This is a genomic window from Paracoccus sp. TD-10, from assembly GCF_048270675.1.
GTDB lineage: Bacteria > Pseudomonadota > Alphaproteobacteria > Rhodobacterales > Rhodobacteraceae > Paracoccus > Paracoccus pantotrophus.
In genome coordinates this window covers 2,019,996-2,036,003 of the sequence record NZ_CP182418.1, presented here as the reverse complement: position 1 = coordinate 2,036,003, position 16,008 = coordinate 2,019,996, and the positions used below count along the sequence as shown (strand labels likewise).

18 protein-coding genes and 1 riboswitch are annotated in these 16,008 nt (G+C 68.4%); of the genes, 9 read left to right on the top strand and 9 right to left on the bottom strand.

The genetic code is table 11. The annotated features are described in order from the left end of the window. Window positions 1-27: 27 nt before the first annotated feature. Window positions 28-232: riboswitch (cobalamin riboswitch) on the bottom strand. A gap of 167 nt (window positions 233-399) precedes the next feature. Further along, the gene (locus tag ACNKFW_RS10095) at window positions 400-1,452 is read right to left on the bottom strand and encodes an endonuclease/exonuclease/phosphatase family protein (RefSeq protein ID WP_418024250.1); all 1,053 of its coding nucleotides are present in this window, start codon (window positions 1,450-1,452) and stop codon (window positions 400-402) included. Continuing rightward, window positions 1,443-2,048, bottom strand: coding sequence for a 3-isopropylmalate dehydratase small subunit (gene leuD, locus ACNKFW_RS10090; protein ID WP_024843044.1), 606 nt, complete (start codon window positions 2,046-2,048; stop codon window positions 1,443-1,445). The genes ACNKFW_RS10095 and leuD overlap by 10 nt, the downstream gene beginning before the upstream one ends. An 89-nt stretch (window positions 2,049-2,137) precedes the next feature. On the opposite strand from leuD, the gene ACNKFW_RS10085 reads away from it, so the two are divergent. Next, complete coding sequence (locus ACNKFW_RS10085) at window positions 2,138-2,719, top strand: hypothetical protein (RefSeq protein ID WP_418024248.1); 582 nt, start codon at window positions 2,138-2,140, stop codon at window positions 2,717-2,719. A gap of 17 nt (window positions 2,720-2,736) precedes the next feature. On the opposite strand, the gene leuC is transcribed toward ACNKFW_RS10085, so the two are convergent. After that, complete coding sequence (gene leuC / locus ACNKFW_RS10080; RefSeq protein ID WP_418024246.1) at window positions 2,737-4,173, bottom strand: 3-isopropylmalate dehydratase large subunit; 1,437 nt, start codon at window positions 4,171-4,173, stop codon at window positions 2,737-2,739. Between the two features lie 296 nt (window positions 4,174-4,469). Between leuC and ACNKFW_RS10075 the strand changes: the two genes are divergently transcribed. The 4 genes from ACNKFW_RS10075 (at window position 4,470) to ACNKFW_RS10060 (ending at window position 6,348) form a co-directional block, all read left to right on the top strand. After that, a complete protein-coding gene (locus ACNKFW_RS10075) occupies window positions 4,470-4,703 on the top strand; it encodes a hypothetical protein (RefSeq protein ID WP_024843041.1) in 234 nt (77 codons plus the stop codon). Between the two features lie 132 nt (window positions 4,704-4,835). After that, a complete protein-coding gene (gene rsfS / locus ACNKFW_RS10070; RefSeq protein ID WP_028709891.1) occupies window positions 4,836-5,234 on the top strand; it encodes a ribosome silencing factor in 399 nt (132 codons plus the stop codon). A gap of 3 nt (window positions 5,235-5,237) precedes the next feature. Next, window positions 5,238-5,705 (top strand): 23S rRNA (pseudouridine(1915)-N(3))-methyltransferase RlmH, encoded by a 468-nt coding sequence (gene rlmH / locus ACNKFW_RS10065; protein WP_024843039.1) that lies wholly within the window; start codon window positions 5,238-5,240, stop codon window positions 5,703-5,705. 112 nt (window positions 5,706-5,817) lie between these two features. Then, window positions 5,818-6,348, top strand: coding sequence for a hypothetical protein (locus ACNKFW_RS10060; protein ID WP_418024244.1), 531 nt, complete (start codon window positions 5,818-5,820; stop codon window positions 6,346-6,348). A 428-nt stretch (window positions 6,349-6,776) separates the two neighbouring features. On the opposite strand, the gene ACNKFW_RS10055 is transcribed toward ACNKFW_RS10060, so the two are convergent. Further along, the gene (locus ACNKFW_RS10055; RefSeq protein WP_024843037.1) at window positions 6,777-7,604 is read right to left on the bottom strand and encodes an LOG family protein; all 828 of its coding nucleotides are present in this window, start codon (window positions 7,602-7,604) and stop codon (window positions 6,777-6,779) included. 92 nt (window positions 7,605-7,696) lie between these two features. Here ACNKFW_RS10055 and dapD point away from each other — a divergent pair, with 92 nt between their 5' ends. After that, window positions 7,697-8,521, top strand: coding sequence for a 2,3,4,5-tetrahydropyridine-2,6-dicarboxylate N-succinyltransferase (gene dapD, locus ACNKFW_RS10050; protein ID WP_024843036.1), 825 nt, complete (start codon window positions 7,697-7,699; stop codon window positions 8,519-8,521). A gap of 106 nt (window positions 8,522-8,627) precedes the next feature. Beyond that, window positions 8,628-8,879, top strand: coding sequence for a GlsB/YeaQ/YmgE family stress response membrane protein (locus tag ACNKFW_RS10045; protein ID WP_024843035.1), 252 nt, complete (start codon window positions 8,628-8,630; stop codon window positions 8,877-8,879). Window positions 8,880-8,915: 36 nt separating this feature from the next. On the opposite strand, the gene ACNKFW_RS10040 is transcribed toward ACNKFW_RS10045, so the two are convergent. Then, on the bottom strand, window positions 8,916-9,386 hold the full coding sequence (locus tag ACNKFW_RS10040; protein ID WP_024843034.1) for a YbaK/EbsC family protein: 471 nt from the start codon (window positions 9,384-9,386) through the stop codon (window positions 8,916-8,918). A 56-nt stretch (window positions 9,387-9,442) separates the two neighbouring features. Here ACNKFW_RS10040 and ACNKFW_RS10035 point away from each other — a divergent pair, with 56 nt between their 5' ends. Together ACNKFW_RS10035 and ACNKFW_RS10030 are read left to right on the top strand one after the other, a co-directional pair. Beyond that, the gene (locus ACNKFW_RS10035; RefSeq protein ID WP_081750452.1) at window positions 9,443-9,757 is read left to right on the top strand and encodes a hypothetical protein; all 315 of its coding nucleotides are present in this window, start codon (window positions 9,443-9,445) and stop codon (window positions 9,755-9,757) included. 85 nt (window positions 9,758-9,842) lie between these two features. Then, the gene (locus ACNKFW_RS10030) at window positions 9,843-11,096 is read left to right on the top strand and encodes a lytic murein transglycosylase (protein WP_418024241.1); all 1,254 of its coding nucleotides are present in this window, start codon (window positions 9,843-9,845) and stop codon (window positions 11,094-11,096) included. 92 nt (window positions 11,097-11,188) lie between these two features. Here the strand turns inward: ACNKFW_RS10030 and ACNKFW_RS10025 are convergent, their stop codons facing one another. From ACNKFW_RS10025 to gpmI, 4 genes are read right to left on the bottom strand one after another with little or no spacing between them, the layout of a single operon-like run. Further along, complete coding sequence (locus ACNKFW_RS10025; RefSeq protein WP_024843031.1) at window positions 11,189-11,680, bottom strand: RNA pyrophosphohydrolase; 492 nt, start codon at window positions 11,678-11,680, stop codon at window positions 11,189-11,191. Further along, entirely contained in the window at window positions 11,677-13,092 is a 1,416-nt protein-coding gene (locus tag ACNKFW_RS10020) for a S41 family peptidase (RefSeq protein WP_024843030.1), read from the bottom strand. Before ACNKFW_RS10020 ends, ACNKFW_RS10025 begins: the two co-directional genes overlap by 4 nt. Further along, complete coding sequence (locus tag ACNKFW_RS10015; protein WP_028709893.1) at window positions 13,089-14,324, bottom strand: murein hydrolase activator EnvC family protein; 1,236 nt, start codon at window positions 14,322-14,324, stop codon at window positions 13,089-13,091. The genes ACNKFW_RS10020 and ACNKFW_RS10015 overlap by 4 nt, the downstream gene beginning before the upstream one ends. Further along, window positions 14,321-15,844, bottom strand: a complete 1,524-nt coding sequence (gene gpmI / locus ACNKFW_RS10010; RefSeq protein ID WP_024843028.1) for a 2,3-bisphosphoglycerate-independent phosphoglycerate mutase — start codon at window positions 15,842-15,844, stop codon at window positions 14,321-14,323. The genes ACNKFW_RS10015 and gpmI overlap by 4 nt, the downstream gene beginning before the upstream one ends. Window positions 15,845-16,008 lie beyond the last annotated feature (164 nt).

The following is a 16,008-nucleotide window of genomic DNA, read 5'->3' as shown; positions in this document are numbered from 1 at the left end:
TTTCCTTATGTCGTCCAACCCGACGACGTTGCGGTTCCATGCATCGGCAGGTCTCCTGGCTTGCGGGTCACGGCAGACGCCCGCCTTCCCGGCCGGATGGCCAGTGGCGCGATGGGCGTCCGCTCTCCGCTTACAGTCGCGGGGGCGGCTGCGGATTTGGTCCTGAATGCCCAGGGCCGCACCGCATTCCCTTTTGGCCCCGGAAAGGGGCACCGATACACGCTCATGTTACCTGCGATGGCGCGGCGGCGGCAAGCGGAATCGGGGGGAAGCTGCGGCGGGGTCGGAGAGCGGGCGACGGGTCGGCGGGCGGCGCTGCCGCATGGGTATTTGGAGAACGAAGAAGATGGCGGGGGATCGGGCTGGCGGAATCGCCGGGTGGCGGGTAGGCCGTGCCAATCAGGGTTCCGGCGGCCAGTCCAGGTCGACCCAGACCAGCCGGTGCGCGGAAGCCGCCAGCGCGGCCTCGGCCAGCGGACCCTCGGCCGGCCAGAACACGCCCGAGCCCAGCACGGCCAGCCCTTTCGCGGGCAGGACGTAATCCACGCGCAGGTTGCCCGGCGGCTTGTCGTCCGGCCAGTCGCCGGTATCCAGCGCCGGATCGCCCTTGTGGCTGCCGTTCACGCCGCCTTTGGCCGCGGTGCCGCCGGCGCTGCGAGGCAGGGGGTCGGTGACATGCGCCATGATCCGGGCCAGCGCCTCGGGCCGGCCCTCGCTGTCCAGGGGGTCGAGGTTCAGGTTGCCGGCCAGTACGAAGGGGCCGTCGGGCAGGTGATGCAGCCAGAAGGCCAGCTCGTCATGGTTGCGCCGGCCGTTCAGATCCTCGGGTCCGTCGAAGACCGGCGGCGTCGCGGACATGGCGAGCAGGTGCAGCGGCCGGCCGGCGACCGTGACCACCGCGTCCCAATGCGCGGTCGAGGACAGGCGGCGGATCGCCGCCGCTTCCTCGGGCAGCGGCGGCATCAGGTGGCCGGGCAGGTCGCGCCACAGGAAGGCCGTGTAATCCGTCACCGGCCCGATCGGGTGGCGCGACAGGATCGCCATGCCGCCCTGGCCGGAGAAGGTGCCGAAGCCCTGCGCATCGTCGGCGCTGCCCAGCCGCCCGTCGGCGTTCAGGTCCAGCCCTGTCGCCATGCCGGAATTCGGCCGGGTGGCGAAGCGGTGCGGATAGTCCAGCCCGGCCTCGGCCAGCCTTGCGGCAAAGGCGTCCAGCGCCCGGCCGTCGTGGTCCCAGTCGAAATGCGTCAGCAGCAGGATGTCGGGGCGGGTTTCCGCCAGCACCTGCACCACCGCCTCGATCTGAGCGTCCTTGCGGCCCAGGTCGCGCAACAAAAGCCCCGGCCCGTCGCGCGACAGGTCGGGGCTGTAGGTCGCGATCCGCAGCGGATCGGCATGGGCGGCCAGGCCCAGGATGGCAAGCAGGGCCGCCCCGGCCAGCGGCCTTACACCCAAGGCCGGCTCTGGGCCATCTGCGCCTCGTAGGCGTCGATGGCGGGGGCCTTTTCCATGGTCAGGCCGATGTCGTCCAGCCCGTTCAGCAGGCAATGGCGGCGGAACGGGTCCAGTTCGAAGGGGAAGCTCTGCCCGTCCGAGGTGGTCACGGTCAGGTTTTCCAGGTCCACGGTCATGCGGGCATTGGCGCCCTTTTTCGCGTCCTCCATCAGCACATCCACCACCTCTTGCGGCATGACGATAGGCAGGATGCCGTTCTTGAAGCAGTTGTTGTAGAAGATGTCGGCGAAGCTGGTGGAGATCACGCAGCGGATGCCGAAATCCAGCAGCGCCCAGGGCGCATGCTCGCGCGAGGAGCCGCAGCCGAAATTGTCGCCGGCGACGATGATCTGTGCCTCGCGGTAAGCCGGCTGGTTCAGCACGAAATCCGGGATCTCGTTGCCCTCGGCGTCATAGCGCATCTCGTCGAACAGGTTCTTGCCCAGACCCGAGCGGTGGATCGTCTTCAGGAACTGTTTCGGGATGATCATGTCGGTGTCGATATTGACCAGCGGCATGGGCGCCGCGATGCCGGTCAGGGTGGTGAACTTGTCCATGTCGTGATCCTCGCAGAATTGACTTGGGCCGCCGTGGCCCGTTAACCGAGACCCGTCCGGCGCCTTGCGGCATGGAAAGGGCTTCGCTGATGTTTTTCGGGTTTTCCAGCTTTGCGGCCCTGCGCGCCTGCATCGCGCGCGACTGGAGGCCGCAGATCGGAGACCCCGAGATCACCGGCTGGCTGACGGTGCTCTCGTATCTGATATGCTTCGTGCTGGCCGTCATGGTGCTGCGCCGCCGTCCGGCCGGCGCTGCGCGCGGGCTGTGGCTGACGACCGCCGGGCTGATGGCCTTCCTGGGGCTGAACAAGCAGCTTGACCTGCAGACCGCGCTGACGGCTGCCGGGCGCTGCATGGCGCGGGCGCAGGGCTGGTACGACGACCGCCATCTGGTGCAGCTGGCCTTCGTCGCCGGGCTGGTGCTGGGCGTGGCGATCGCGCTGGCCTGGGCGACGAACACCCTGCGCGGGCGCATGCGCCGCAACGGCCTTGCCCTGGCGGGGCTGGCTTTGCTGTGCGGCTTCGTGCTGGTGCGCGCGGTGGGCTTTCATCATGTGGACAGGCTCCTCAGCCTGGACTTCGCGAAGCTCGGGCTCAATTTCTGGTTCGAGAACGCCGGGCTGGTGCTGATCGCGATCAACGCCCTGATGCTTCTGCGGCGGGGCCGCTAGGGGCCCCGCCCGAAGCATCAGACGGTTTCCGCCAGCAGTTCGCGCACATCGGTCAGGTGGCCCTTGATGCCCGCCGCCGCCGCCATGACCGGCGACATCAGGTGGGTGCGGCCGCCGCGGCCCATGCGGCCCTCGAAATTGCGGTTCGAGGTCGCGGCGCAGCGTTCGCCGGGCGCCAGCTGGTCGGGGTTCATGCCCAGGCACATCGAGCAGCCGGCCAGCCGCCATTCGAAGCCGGCGTCGATGAAGATCTTGTCCAGACCCTCCTCTTCGGCCTGCATTCTGACCAGGCCCGAGCCCGGCACGACCATGCCGCGCACGCCCGGCGCCAGCTTGTGGCCCTTGAGGATGCCGGCGGCGGCGCGCAGATCCTCGATCCGGCCATTGGTGCAGGAACCGATGAAGACCGCGTCGATCTTGATCTGGTTCAGCGGCGTGCCCGGCTTCAGGCCCATGTAGTCGAGGCTGCGGCGCGCGGCCTCGACCTTGCCGCCCTCGAAATCCTCGGGGGCGGGGACCGTGCCGGTGATCGGCAGCACGTCCTCGGGCGAGGTGCCCCAGGTCACGACCGGGGCGATGTCCTCGCCGCGTATGGTGACGACCTTGTCCCAATGCGCGCCCTCGTCGCTGAACAGCGTCTTCCACCAGCTGACCGCGGCCTCCCAGGCGGCGCCTTTCGGGGCGTGCGGGCGGCCCTTGCAATAGTCGAAGGTCTTTTCGTCCGGGGCGATCAGGCCGGCGCGGGCGCCACCCTCGATGGCCATGTTGCAGACGGTCATGCGGCCTTCCATCGACAACTCGCGGATCGCCTCGCCGCAATATTCGATGACATAGCCGGTGCCGCCCGCGGTGCCGGTCTTGCCGATCACCGCCAGCGTGATGTCCTTGGCGGTGACGCCGGGACGGAGCTTGCCGGTGATTTCCACCTTCATGTTCTTGGATTTCTTCTGGATCAGCGTCTGGGTGGCCAGGACGTGTTCCACTTCCGAGGTGCCGATGCCATGCGCCAGCGCGCCGAAGGCGCCATGCGTCGCGGTATGGCTGTCGCCGCAGACCACCGTCATGCCGGGCAGGGTCCAGCCCTGTTCCGGCCCGACGATATGCACGATGCCCTGGCGGATGTCGTTCATCGGATAATAGTTCAGCCCGAATTCGCGGGCGTTCTTGTCCAGTTCGGCGACCTGGATGCGACCCTCGGGGTTCTCGATCCCGTCCACGCGGTCGGCGGTGGTCGGCACGTTGTGGTCCGGCACGGCGATGGTCTGGTCGGGGCGGCGCACCTTGCGCCCGGCCATGCGCAGCCCTTCGAAGGCCTGGGGCGAGGTCACCTCATGCACCAGGTGGCGGTCGATATAGAGGATGCAGGTGCCGTCTTCGGAACGCTCGACCACATGGGCGTCGAAGATCTTGTCATAGAGGGTGCGGGGCGCGCCCGCATTGGTGTTGCCGGTCATGGCTGTCTCTTTTCTGGAAGACTAGCTGGGAAAGGGCGGAGGGGGCGCCGCAGCCTGCGGCAGGGCGCGCGCAGGCGCCCGCTCCCGTCAAAGTCGGGCGGTGACGGACAGGCTTTCGCCGTAGAACCGGCCGGGCAGGCGGGCGCGGTCGTGAATGTCGAAATAGACGAATCCTCGCATAGGGGGATTAATAGGGCGATTTCACTTCATATTCAATATCGCCACACGGCTCTGTTAATTCCAAGTTGAGAAATCGTCCCTATCTTGGTGCCAAAAGTCACGGAAGGGGACCGATCATGCTGATTCGCATCATCCTGCGGGCGATCCCGCTGATCTGCGTGGCCGTTTTCGCGCTGGCGGTACATTGGGCGGATACACCGCTCAAGCAGGCGCGGGCGGCGGCGGGCGTCGAAAGCCGGCACCTGGCCTGGGGTCCGGGGCAGGTCAGATGCGCCGATCCCTGGGGAAATCTGCCGGTTTCGGCCTGTCCGGCGGGCGATGCCTCCAGAAATCCGCCGCGCCTGCATTGAGCGGGCGCGATTCCGTGCTACATTGGTAAGGCCCCGGCGCCGGGGGAGATCGGCGTGATGACCGGAGGATGAACCCTGTCCAATACCGTCTCGCCGGCTGCTGCGCCGGCTGCGACCACCGCGGAATCCGGGCTGACGAGCGATCAGCTACTGGACCGCATTCTTGCCTCTCTTGACGACGACAAGGCCGAAGATGTCGTGACCATCGACCTGCGCGGCCGCTCGGCCATGGCCGATCACATGGTGATCGCCTCGGGCCGGAACGCGCGGCAGGTGGCCTCGATCGCCGAAAAGCTGATCGAGCGCCTGAAGGAGCAGACCGGCCGCTCGGCCCGCATCGAGGGCAAGGAAACCGGCGATTGGGTGCTGATCGACACCGACGACGTGATCGTCCATGTCTTCCGCCCCGAGGTCCGCGAGTTCTATCAGCTGGAAAAGATGTGGATGCCCGCCGACGCCCTGCGCTCGGCCACGCTGGAGCGGCTGCGCGCCGAACACGCCGCCGCCGAGGCCGGCAAGCCCCGCATCTGATCCATGCGCATGGTCATTGCCGCGGTCGGGCGGCTGCGGCAGGGCCCCGAGGCGAAGCTGATCGCCGAATATCTGGACCGTCACGCCAAGGCGGGCCGCGCCTTGGGCCTGCCGCCCGTGACCCTGGCCGAGGTCGAGGACAGGCGCAGCGGCGGCATGGCGGCCGAGGCCGCGCTGCTGGCCAGGGCCGTTCCCGACGGTGCCGCCCTGGTGGTGCTGGACGAGCGCGGCCAGATGCTGAGTTCCCCCGAATTTGCCGGCCGCATTGCCGGCTGGCGCGACCAGGCGCGCGATGTCGCCTTCGTGATCGGCGGCGCCGATGGCATCGACCCCGGCCTGCGCGACCGCGCCGATCTGGCCATCAGCTTCGGCCGCATGGTCTGGCCGCATATGCTGGCCCGCGTCATGCTGGCCGAGCAGATCTATCGCGCCACCACCATCCTGGCCGGCAGCCCCTATCACCGGGAATGACAAGCCCTTCAGATCGCTAGGATTTTAAGAAAACATCCGGCAAAGAACGGGTGAAATCCGCCGGGAAACGGCTAGGATAAGCCTGTCCAGATCACGTATCCGCGGGTGTGTCATGATTCCAGTCGTTCATCAGATCCAAAGCCGGGCCGGTCCCGCCGCCACGCCGGCGGCGCGAGAAGTCGAAATCATCGGCCCCACCCTTGCCCGCGCCCAGCCCGAGGTGCCGCCGGTCGAGGAATCGGGCGGGGTGGCCCAGGACACGCAGCTTGGCCGCCAGGGCGTCGGCCGCGCGCGGCAGGCCGCATCGGCCCGGGCGCCGCAAGGCAATGCGCCGGCCGGGGCCGCGGCCGAGGATGCCGACGGACCGCAGGATCGCGCCGTGTTCCGTGCCAAGGTGATCCGCTTCCTGACCGCGATCTATGGCGACGACGAATCCTTCCAGCGCGCATTGAAGCTGGGCACCATCGTGATTCGCGCGGTCGAGGACCAGCCGGAACCCGAGTTGCGGCCGGAACTGTCGCATGCGACCTATCGCCACGGTGCGACCCAGGGCCAACAGGCGCCGGCAGCGGCGGAACGTCGGGGCGGCGACCAGCCAGCGACCGTCGCGGCGGGCGATTTCATTGCCTGGTGGCCGAAATAGCCCTTGCGCGAGCGGCGGATCGGTCGGCCGGAACGGCGCGGTGCTGATGGTCCGAAAGGGCTCGCGGCACAGGTTTTTCCCCGGCCTCTGGGAACGCCCGCCGATCAACGCCGCTGTACGACAGGATCCGTGACGACGCCTTGCCAATCCGCGACCGCGGCGGCGCGGCAGTTGACCAGGAAAGGTGCGGCGGGCGGCGGCGAAATGCGACGGCCTGCCGCGATCCGGGATGATGCCTTGCCGGCCATGGGCTTCAGGGTGCTGCTACCGGCCGGAAAGGCGCGGAGGAGCGTGCGGCAGCCGGCCGGAAAAGGCGCCGAGGCGGAGGGCCGCGGCGATATGCGGACCGCGGCCGCGGGTGATCGGCCAATGGGCCGGAGCCGCGAATTGGGGCCCAGGTGCGGAGGGTCCGGGCGGTACGGTCCGTTTCAGGCGCAGGGCACGACCCAGTTGTCGATGATCTCGACCGCCTCGTCGGCGCTTTCCACGAAGCTGATCAGTTCCAGATCCTCGGGGCTGATGGTGCCGGCCTCGGCCAGGGCCTGCCAGTTGATGACCTTGTGCCAGAATTCCGGTCCGAACAGGATGAAGGGCACGCGCCGCATGCGGCCGGTCTGGATCAGGGTCAGGGCCTCGAACATCTCGTCCATGGTGCCGAAGCCGCCGGGAAAGATGGTCACCGCCTTGGCCCGCATCAGGAAATGCATCTTGCGGATGGCGAAATAGTGGAAGTTGAAGCACAGGTCCGGCGTCACATAGGCGTTCGGCGTCTGCTCGTGCGGCAGCACGATGGACAGGCCGATCGAGGCGCCGCCCGCCTCATGCGCGCCCAGGTTGCCCGCCTCCATCACCCCCGGCCCGCCGCCGGTGCAGATCACGTTCTCGGCGCCATAGCTTTTCAGGCTGCGTTCGGTCATCAGCCGGGCAAAGCGCCGCGCCTCGTCATAGTAATGCGACAGGGCGGCCAGCGCCGGGGTGCGCGCGCCCTCGCGCCGCTCGGGGGCGGGGATGCGGGCGCCGCCGAACATCACCACGGTCGAGCGGATGCCGCGCGCATCCATGATCATCTGTGGCTTGAGCAGTTCAAGCTGCAACCGCACCGGGCGCAGTTCCTCGCGCAGCAGGAATTCGGTATCGGTAAAAGCCAGCCGATAGGCCGGCGCGCGGGTCTGTGCCGTGTCGGGCGTGGTCTGCGCCACGGCCACGTCCTGATGGCTGTCGCGGAACGGGTGGCTGCGCTCGTCAAGTTCTGTCATCCAAACCTCTGGCCGAAACCGCCGCATTGCGCGGCCGCAGCCCTCGGCTTATAGCCCTCGGGCAAGAGTTTCCACCGTTGAGAGGCCAGACCATGTCGAATGACGCCCTTGAAGCCGCCATCGAATCCGCCTGGGAGATCCGCGACCAGATCACCCCCGCCACCAGGGGCGAGGTCCGCGACGCCGTCGAGGCCACGCTGGAGGCGCTGGACAAGGGCGTTCTGCGCGTCGCCGAAAAGCGCGGCCAGGACTGGCACGTCAACCAGTGGGCGAAAAAGGCCGTGCTGCTGGGCTTTCGCCTGAAGGACATGGAGGTCCAGATGGGCGGCCCGCAGGGCGGCACCTGGTGGGACAAGGTGGACAGCAAGTTCGCCCATTGGGGCGAGGCGCAATGGCAGGTTGCCGGCTTCCGCGCCGTGCCGAACTGTGTCGTGCGCCGCTCGGCCTATATCGCCAAGGGCGTGGTGCTGATGCCCAGTTTCGTGAACCTGGGCGCCTATGTCGACGAGGGCACCATGGTCGATACCTGGGCCACCGTCGGCTCCTGCGCGCAGATCGGCAAGAACGTGCACCTGTCGGGCGGCGTCGGCATCGGCGGCGTGCTGGAGCCGATGCAGGCCGGCCCCACCATCATCGAGGACAATTGCTTCATCGGCGCGCGTTCCGAGGTGGTCGAGGGCTGCATCGTGCGCGAGGGCTCGGTCCTGGGCATGGGCGTCTTTATCGGCAAATCGACCAAGATCGTCGACCGCGAGACCGGCGAGGTCATGTATGGCGAGGTTCCGGCCGGTTCGGTGGTGGTCGCCGGCTCGATGCCCTCGAAGAACGGCGTGAACCTTTATTGCGCGGTGATCGTGAAGCGCGTCGATGCGCAGACCCGCTCCAAGACCTCGATCAACGAGTTGCTGCGCGACTGAGCCGCTGCGCCCCTGCACCGGGCTCGCCCTTGCGTGAGCCCGGCGTGAAACCCAAGCGCCGCCGCTGCGTTCAACCCTGACAGGCATCCTGAAAGCGGAGTTTCACATGCAGGGTTTGGGTTGGCTGGCCGCGATCATCGTCGGCGGTCTTGCGGGCTGGATCGCCAGCAGCATCATGAAGGCGGACACGGGGATCATCCTCAACGTCATCCTGGGCATCGTCGGCGCCATCGTCGGCAATGCGCTTCTGGGCCTGGTCGGGCTGAACGCCCAGGCCGGCAGCTGGCTGGCGCAGGGCGTGGCCGGGCTGATCGGCGCGGTGATCCTGATCTGGCTTTACCGCGCCGTGGCCGGATAGCGATCGGGGCGGGGTCATTCCCGCCCCCTTCCCATCTCAGGCGGTGAAATCCGCCGCCTTCGCGCCGGTAATGCGGAGCAGATCTGCGGGCGCGATGGCAAAGACATGGCGCGGCGTGCCCGCCGCCGCCCAGACCAGGTCGAAATCCAGCAGGCGCGGGTCCAGCCAGGCCTCGATCCGGCGCAGATGCCCGACCGGGGCGACGCCGCCGATGGCAAAGCCGGTCTCGGCCCGGATCAATTCGGCATCGGCCTTGTCCAGGCGCTGCCCGGCCACCCCGGTCGCCTTGGCCGGATCGACGCGATTGCCGCCGGCGGTCAGGAACAGCACCACATGACCGCTTTCCTCGCCGCGAAAGATGACCGACTTGGCGATCTGGTCCACGGCGCAGCCGACCGCCGCCGCGGCGCCCTGGGCGGTGCGGGCGCTGTCGTCGGTCTCGCGGATCCGGGCGGCAAGGCCGGCCGCCTCCAGCGCCGATTGCACGCGGCGCAAGCTCTTGCTCATTGTCTCCTCCATCCGTTTCGGGCGATATGACGGCAGATCGCGACAAAGGGAAAGCCATGCAACAGGTCTATACGCTTCTGGTCCAGGTCGGCCGCGCCGCGGATGACGGCCTGCCCGCAGAGGCCAGCGGCGCGGCGCTGGTCTGCTATGCCTCGGGCGTGACCGAGGAGGAGGCGGTGCGCGAGACGGTCGCTATCCTCAAGCAGGCCGGTCTTGCGCCGCTGGAAGTCACCGGCCACGGCAGCATCGACGAGCGCCTGGCCGAGGGTCACGAGATCCCCGAGGAGGAGCGCGCCCTGATGGACCGCGCGCTGGCCGAGAACGCGGTGATCGTGGCGCAGATGGAGCCGCTCTGGGACGAGCAGGGCTGATCCGCCCCTATCCAGCCGTGCCCGGCTGGGCTAGACTGGCCCGAAGCAGAGCAGGCAGAACAAGAATACGGAACGGACAGGCAGAATGACCAGACGCATCTCGCGCATCGCGACCATGGCCGTGCTGACCCTTGCCCTGGCAGGCTGCGGCGTGTCGCTGAACCAGGGACCGGGCGCCGTCGGCGGCGGCCATTTCGGCGGGCTGCCCACGGCCGGCGGGCAGGGCTCCGAGGCGGGCTTCCGCAACTGGGTGCAAAGCTTCCGCCCGCGCGCGTTGGCGGCCGGCATCTCGCCCGCGACCTTCGACAGCGCCATGGCCGGGGCGCATTACCAGCCCGGCATCGTGGCGCTCGACCGCAAGCAAAGCGAGTTCACCAAGCCGGTCTGGGACTATCTCGACGGCGCCATCGGCACGCGCGGCGCGACCGGCCGCGCCAAGGCCGCGCAATATGCCGGCACGCTTTCGGCCATTGAGGCGCGCTACGGCGTCCCGCGCGAGATCGTGCTGGCGGTCTGGGGCATGGAATCCAACTTCGGCGCCAATCGCGGCAATACCCGGATCGTGCCGGCCTTGGCGACGCTGGCCTATGACGGAAGGCGCGGCGAATTTTTCGCCGGCGAGCTGGTGGCGGCGCTGCGCATCATCCAGTCGGGCGACGTGGACAGCGCCCATATGGTCGGCAGCTGGGCCGGGGCCATGGGGCATACGCAGTTCATGCCCTCGTCCTTCCTCGGCCATGCGGTCGATTTCAACGGCGACGGCCGCCGCGACATCTGGTCGGACGACCCGACCGACGCGCTGGCCTCGACCGCCAGCTATCTGCGCCAGAACGGCTGGCGCCCCGGCCAGAGCTGGGGGACCGAGGTGATCCTGCCGCCGGGCTTCGACTTCAACCAGGCCGGCAAGTCGGTGCAGCATTCCGGCAGCCAATGGGCGGCGATGGGGGTGCGCACGGTCAGCGGTGCGCCGGTGCCCTCGGGCTCGATCCTGGCGCCGGCAGGTGCCCGCGGCCCGGCCTTCCTGATCACGGAAAACTTCCGCGCCATCCTGAAATACAACGCCTCGGACAGCTACGCCCTCGGCGTGGCCTATCTGGGCGAGGCCATCGCCGGCCGCCGCGGCATCCAGGGCAGCTGGCCGCGCGGCGACCGCACGCTGTCGAACAGCGAAAAGGCCGAGATCCAGCGGTTGCTGATGGCCCGCGGCTTCGACACCGGCGGGGTGGACGGCAAGCTCGGCAGCCAGTCGACCGAGGCGATCAAGGCCTTCCAGCGTTCCCGCGGCGTGACGCCCGACGGCTATGCCGATACCCGCCTGCTGGCCATGCTGCGCGGCTAGGATAAAGGGCGGCTCCGAAGGCCGCCCGCGCGCATTTCACCGTTTCCCCAATACCCATCCCGCCCGTGCCATGAGGCGCGGTGCGGGCCCATTCAGGCCAGGATGTCGCGAAACTCGCCCAGCACTTGGGCATAGACCTGGCGCTTGAAGGGCACGATGCTGTCCACCACATCCGCCGCCCGCATCCATTGCCAGCGGTCGAACTCGGGATGGTCGGTGGCGATCCGTACCGCCGAATCATCGCCCAGGAAGCGCATGGCGAACCATTTCTGCTTCTGGCCGCCGTATTTGCCCTTCCAGACCTTGCCCAGCAGTTCCGGCGGCAGGTCATAAGTCACCCAGCCGGGCGTTTCCGCCAGCACATCGACCAGGTCGGTGGTCACCCCGGTTTCCTCGACCAACTCGCGCAGCGCCGCCTGGCGCGGGGTCTCGCCCCGGTCGATGCCGCCCTGCGGCATCTGCCAGGCCGGGCCGGGATTGTCGATGCGCTGCCCGGCAAAGACCAGCCCCGCCGGGTTGATCAGCACCACGCCCGCACAGGGCCGATAGGGCAGGCCCGAGGGACCAAGCAGGTCCGCGCTCATTCCGCCTGCGCCCCCTGGGCCGCATCCTCGCCGGTGACGGCGGGCTTTGCGGCATCGGGCACGGCCTGGGCGTGATAGTCCACCGCCGCCAGGCCCTTGAGGATATCCACGGCATAGGCCAGCTGGTAATCCTCCTCGCGCAGCTTGGCGGTGGCCTCGACCTGCTTGGCCTCTTCCTCGATCTGCTTGCGTTCCTCGTCGCTGATCGAATCGTTGTTCAGCGCCCCGCGCAGATCCGCTTCCGAGTTCAGGAATTTCGATTCGGTCCGCGGCTTGCCGGCCTCGTCCTCCTCCTGCGGTTTCGGCGCGGGCTGTTCGACGATGATGTCGGGCTGGATGCCCAGCGACTGGATCGACCGGCCCGAGGGTGTGTAATAGCGCGCCGTGGTCAGCCGGATGGCGCTGTCCGAGGTCACTGGCATCACCGTCTGCACCGAGCCCTTGCCGAAGCTTTTGGTGCCCACGACGATGGCGCGGCGATGGTCCTGCAGCGCGCCGGTGACGATCTCCGAGGCCGAGGCGGAGCCGCCGTTGATCAGCGTCACCATGGGCTTGCCCTGCGCCAGGTCGCCGGGCTTGGCGTTCCAGCGCTCGCTTTCCTCGGGCTTGCGGCCGCGGGTCGAGACGATCTCGCCCTTGTCGAGGAAGGCGTCCGAGACCTCGATGGCCTGGTTCAGCAGCCCGCCCGGATTGTTGCGCAGGTCCAGAACGAAACCCGTCACCTTGTCGATGCCGCCCGCTTCCTTGATCGCCTTGTCCATCTCGGTCTTCAGGGTCGAGAAGGTCTCGTCGTTGAAGGTGGTGACGCGCAGCACCACGGCATGGCCCTCGATGCGGGTCTTGACCACGGTCAGCTTGATCGTGTCGCGGGTGATGGTCAGGTCGAAGGGCTCCTTCTCGCCCTCGCGCAGGATGGTGATCTTGATCTCGGACCCGACGGGGCCGCGCATCTTCTCGACCGCTTCGTCCAGGTTCATGCCCATCAGCGATTCGCCGTTCACATGGGTGATGTAGTCGCCGGCCCTGACCCCGGCCTCGGCCGCCGGCGTGTCGTCGATGGGCGAGATCACCTTGACCAGCCCGTCCTCCTGCCCGACCTCGATCCCCAGCCCGCCGAAGCTGCCGCGGGTCTGGGTCTGCATGTCGTCGTAATCCTTGGCCGACAGGAACGAGCTGTGCGGGTCGAGCGAGGTCAGCATGCCGTTGATCGCCGCCTCGATCAGCTTCTTGTCGTCCACCTGCTCGACATAGTCGGCGCGCACCCGCTCGAACACGTTGCCGAACAGGTCCAGCTGCTCATAGACCGAGGCGTTCCTGCCCGATTCCTGCGCGACCAGCGGGCCGGCGAATTGGGTGGCGACGGTGATGCCCGCAAGCGTGCCGATCGCCCCTGCCAGAAGATAATGTTTCATTCAGTTCCGTCCTGCCCGGTTGCGTTGCGGCCTGTCCCGTCCGCGGCCTCTCCGACAATGGGATTCATCACGAACCACTCTGCCGGGTCTAGTGTTTCCTTGCCCTTGCGAAGTTCAACATACAGTGTCTCGGTCTGTCCAGCACCGCCTCCGGCGGCGGCATTGGCGACGAATTCGGCGCCGAACTCCTGCGCGGGCGGTTCCTGCCCGCCCATCAGCCCCACCGGCTCGCCCGCCGCCAGCACGTCGCCCGTCTCGCCGAAGACCTGCGCCAGACCGGCGAATATCATCAGATACCCGCGCGCGGGCTCAACGATCATCACATTGCCGTAATCAAGCAGCGGACCGCGATAGCGGATCGTCGCAGGCCAGGGCAGCGTGACCAGCGCGGCGGGTGCGGTGGCGATGACCATGCCGGGCCGGCGCACCCCCGCGGCGTCGGGCTCGTCATAGCGGTGCAGCACCCGGCCCAGGACCGGCAAGGGCAGGCTGCCCTGCGCGCCCTCGAAATCGGCCATGGGGGCGCCCACGTCCTGCTCCATCCCGGCGATGCCCGATGCAAGCGCGTCCAGCGTATCGGCCGATTCCACCAGCGCGGTCAGTTCCCTGGGATCCTCGCCGAAGCGCACCGGCAGGCTGGAGCGGTCCGTCACCGCCGAGGCCAGCAGCCGCCGCGCCTCCTGCACCTGCCCGAGCCCCTGCGCCAGCGTGTTCGCGGCGTTCAGCTGGATCGTGCGCACGGCGCGGATCTCCTCCAGCTTCTGCTGCATCTCGCGGGCCTCGGCTTCCAGCCCCGGCGCGACCGAGGACAGGATCATCCCGGCGCGGGCCGAGGATTGCGGCCCCGAGGGATGCAGAAGCAGCACGGTCTCGGGCGATTTCTGCATCGAGGTCATCACCCCCAGCGCCCGGCCCAGCCGCTCGCGCCGGGCGTCGAACTCGGCGCGGATCTCCTGCTCGCGGATGCCGGCACGGCGCAAACCCTCGCGCAGCGCGGCCATGCCCTGCTCATAGGCGCGGATCATCCGGGTCAGCGAGGCGACCTGATCGTCCTCGGTCAGCGCCTCGTCCAGCTGGCCCACGGCGGCGCGCAGCAGGTCGGCCGCCTCGGCCGCCTCCTGCGCGGCCAGGTCCAGTTGCGAATCGCCCTGCGCGGGCGTCGCCGGCTGGGCCGGGGCTATCGAGCCGAGCCCGAAGGCCAGCAGAATGGGCAGCAGCAGCCTGGGTTTCATGCCCGCTCGATCAGCGAGGTGCCGGTCATCTCGGGCGGCAGGTCCAGGCCCATCAGGTCCAGCACCGTCGGCGCCACGTCGGCCAGCCGGCCGTTGCGCAGCGTCGCGCCCTCGGGCCCGCCGAAGACGATCACCGGCACCGGGTTGGTGGTATGGGCGGTATGCGGCCCGCCGGTCTCGGGGTCGATGGTGGTCTCGCAATTGCCGTGATCGGCAATGACCACCGCGGCACCGCCGGATTTTTCCAGGGCTGCCAGCATCATGCCCAGCCCCTTGTCCACCGCTTCGCAGGCGCGGATGGCGGCGGGCAGGCTGCCGGTATGCCCGACCATGTCGGGATTGGCATAGTTCACCACGATCAGATCGTAGCCTGCCTCGATGGCCTCGACGAGCTTGGCGCTGACCTCGGGCGCGGCCATTTCGGGCGCCAGGTCATAGGTCGCGACCTTGGGGCTGGCCGGCATGAAGCGGTCCTCGCCCGGCTCGGGGGTTTCCTTGCCGCCGTTCAGGAAGAAGGTGACATGCGGATATTTCTCGGTCTCGGCCAGGCGGAACTGGCGCAGGCCCTTGGCCGCGACCCAGGCGCCCAGCGTGTTCACCACCTGCCGCTTGGGATAGGCGGCCTGCATGTATTCGTCATGGCTGGCCGAATAGTCGACCATGCCCAGCAGCGCCGCCCATTGCGGCCGCCGGCCGGTGTCGAAGGCGGCGAAGTCCGGCTGGCCGATGGCGGCCAGGATCTCGCGCGCCCGGTCGGCGCGGAAATTGAGGCAGAAGAAGCCGTCGCCGTCCCCGGCGCCCGCATAGCCGTCGATCACCGTGGGCTGGATGAACTCGTCGGTTTCGTCGCGGGCATAGGCCTCGGCCACGGCCTGCGCGGCATCGGGGGCGGGCAATCCCTCGGCGCGGACCATGGCGGCATAGGCCCGGGCGACGCGTTCCCAGCGGTTGTCGCGGTCCATGGCGTAATAACGGCCGATGACGGTGCCGATGCGGGCGGCCTCGGGCAGGGCGCGCTGAAGCTCGGTGACGAAGCCCGCGGCCGATGCCGGCGGCACGTCGCGGCCATCGGTGATGGCATGGACCACCACCGGCACGCCCTTGTCGGCCACGGCGCGGGCGGCGGCGATGACATGCTGGACATGGCCATGCACGCCGCCGTCCGAAACCACGCCCATCAGATGCGCGGTGCCGCCGCTGGCCTTGAGCTTGCGGATGAACTCACCCAGCGCGGCATTCTCGTAGAAGCTGCCGTCCTCGATCGCCAGGTCGATCTGGCCCAGGTCCATGGCCACGACGCGGCCGGCGCCGATATTGGTGTGCCCGACCTCGGAATTGCCCATCTGTCCCCTGGGCAGGCCGACATCGGGGCCGAAGGTCACCAGCGTCCCATGCGGACAGCCGCGCATCAGCCGGTCGAAATGCGGCGTCCTGGCCTGGTCGGGTGCGCTCTGCTCGGGTCGCGAGGAAATGCCCCAGCCATCGAGGATGCAAAGGACGACGGGTTTCGGACGGGTCATGCGGCACCTCTTTCGCGGGTCGCGACGCTTCTACGACTGCGGGGCGCGCGGGGCAAGGTCGCCGCGGATCTTGCCGGATTCGTGAAGCGCCCCGCCCCTTCGGTACTGTTGCAGGGGTATTTATGGAACGAAGAAGCCCGGAGTCGGGCCAGGACTTCTTCGTT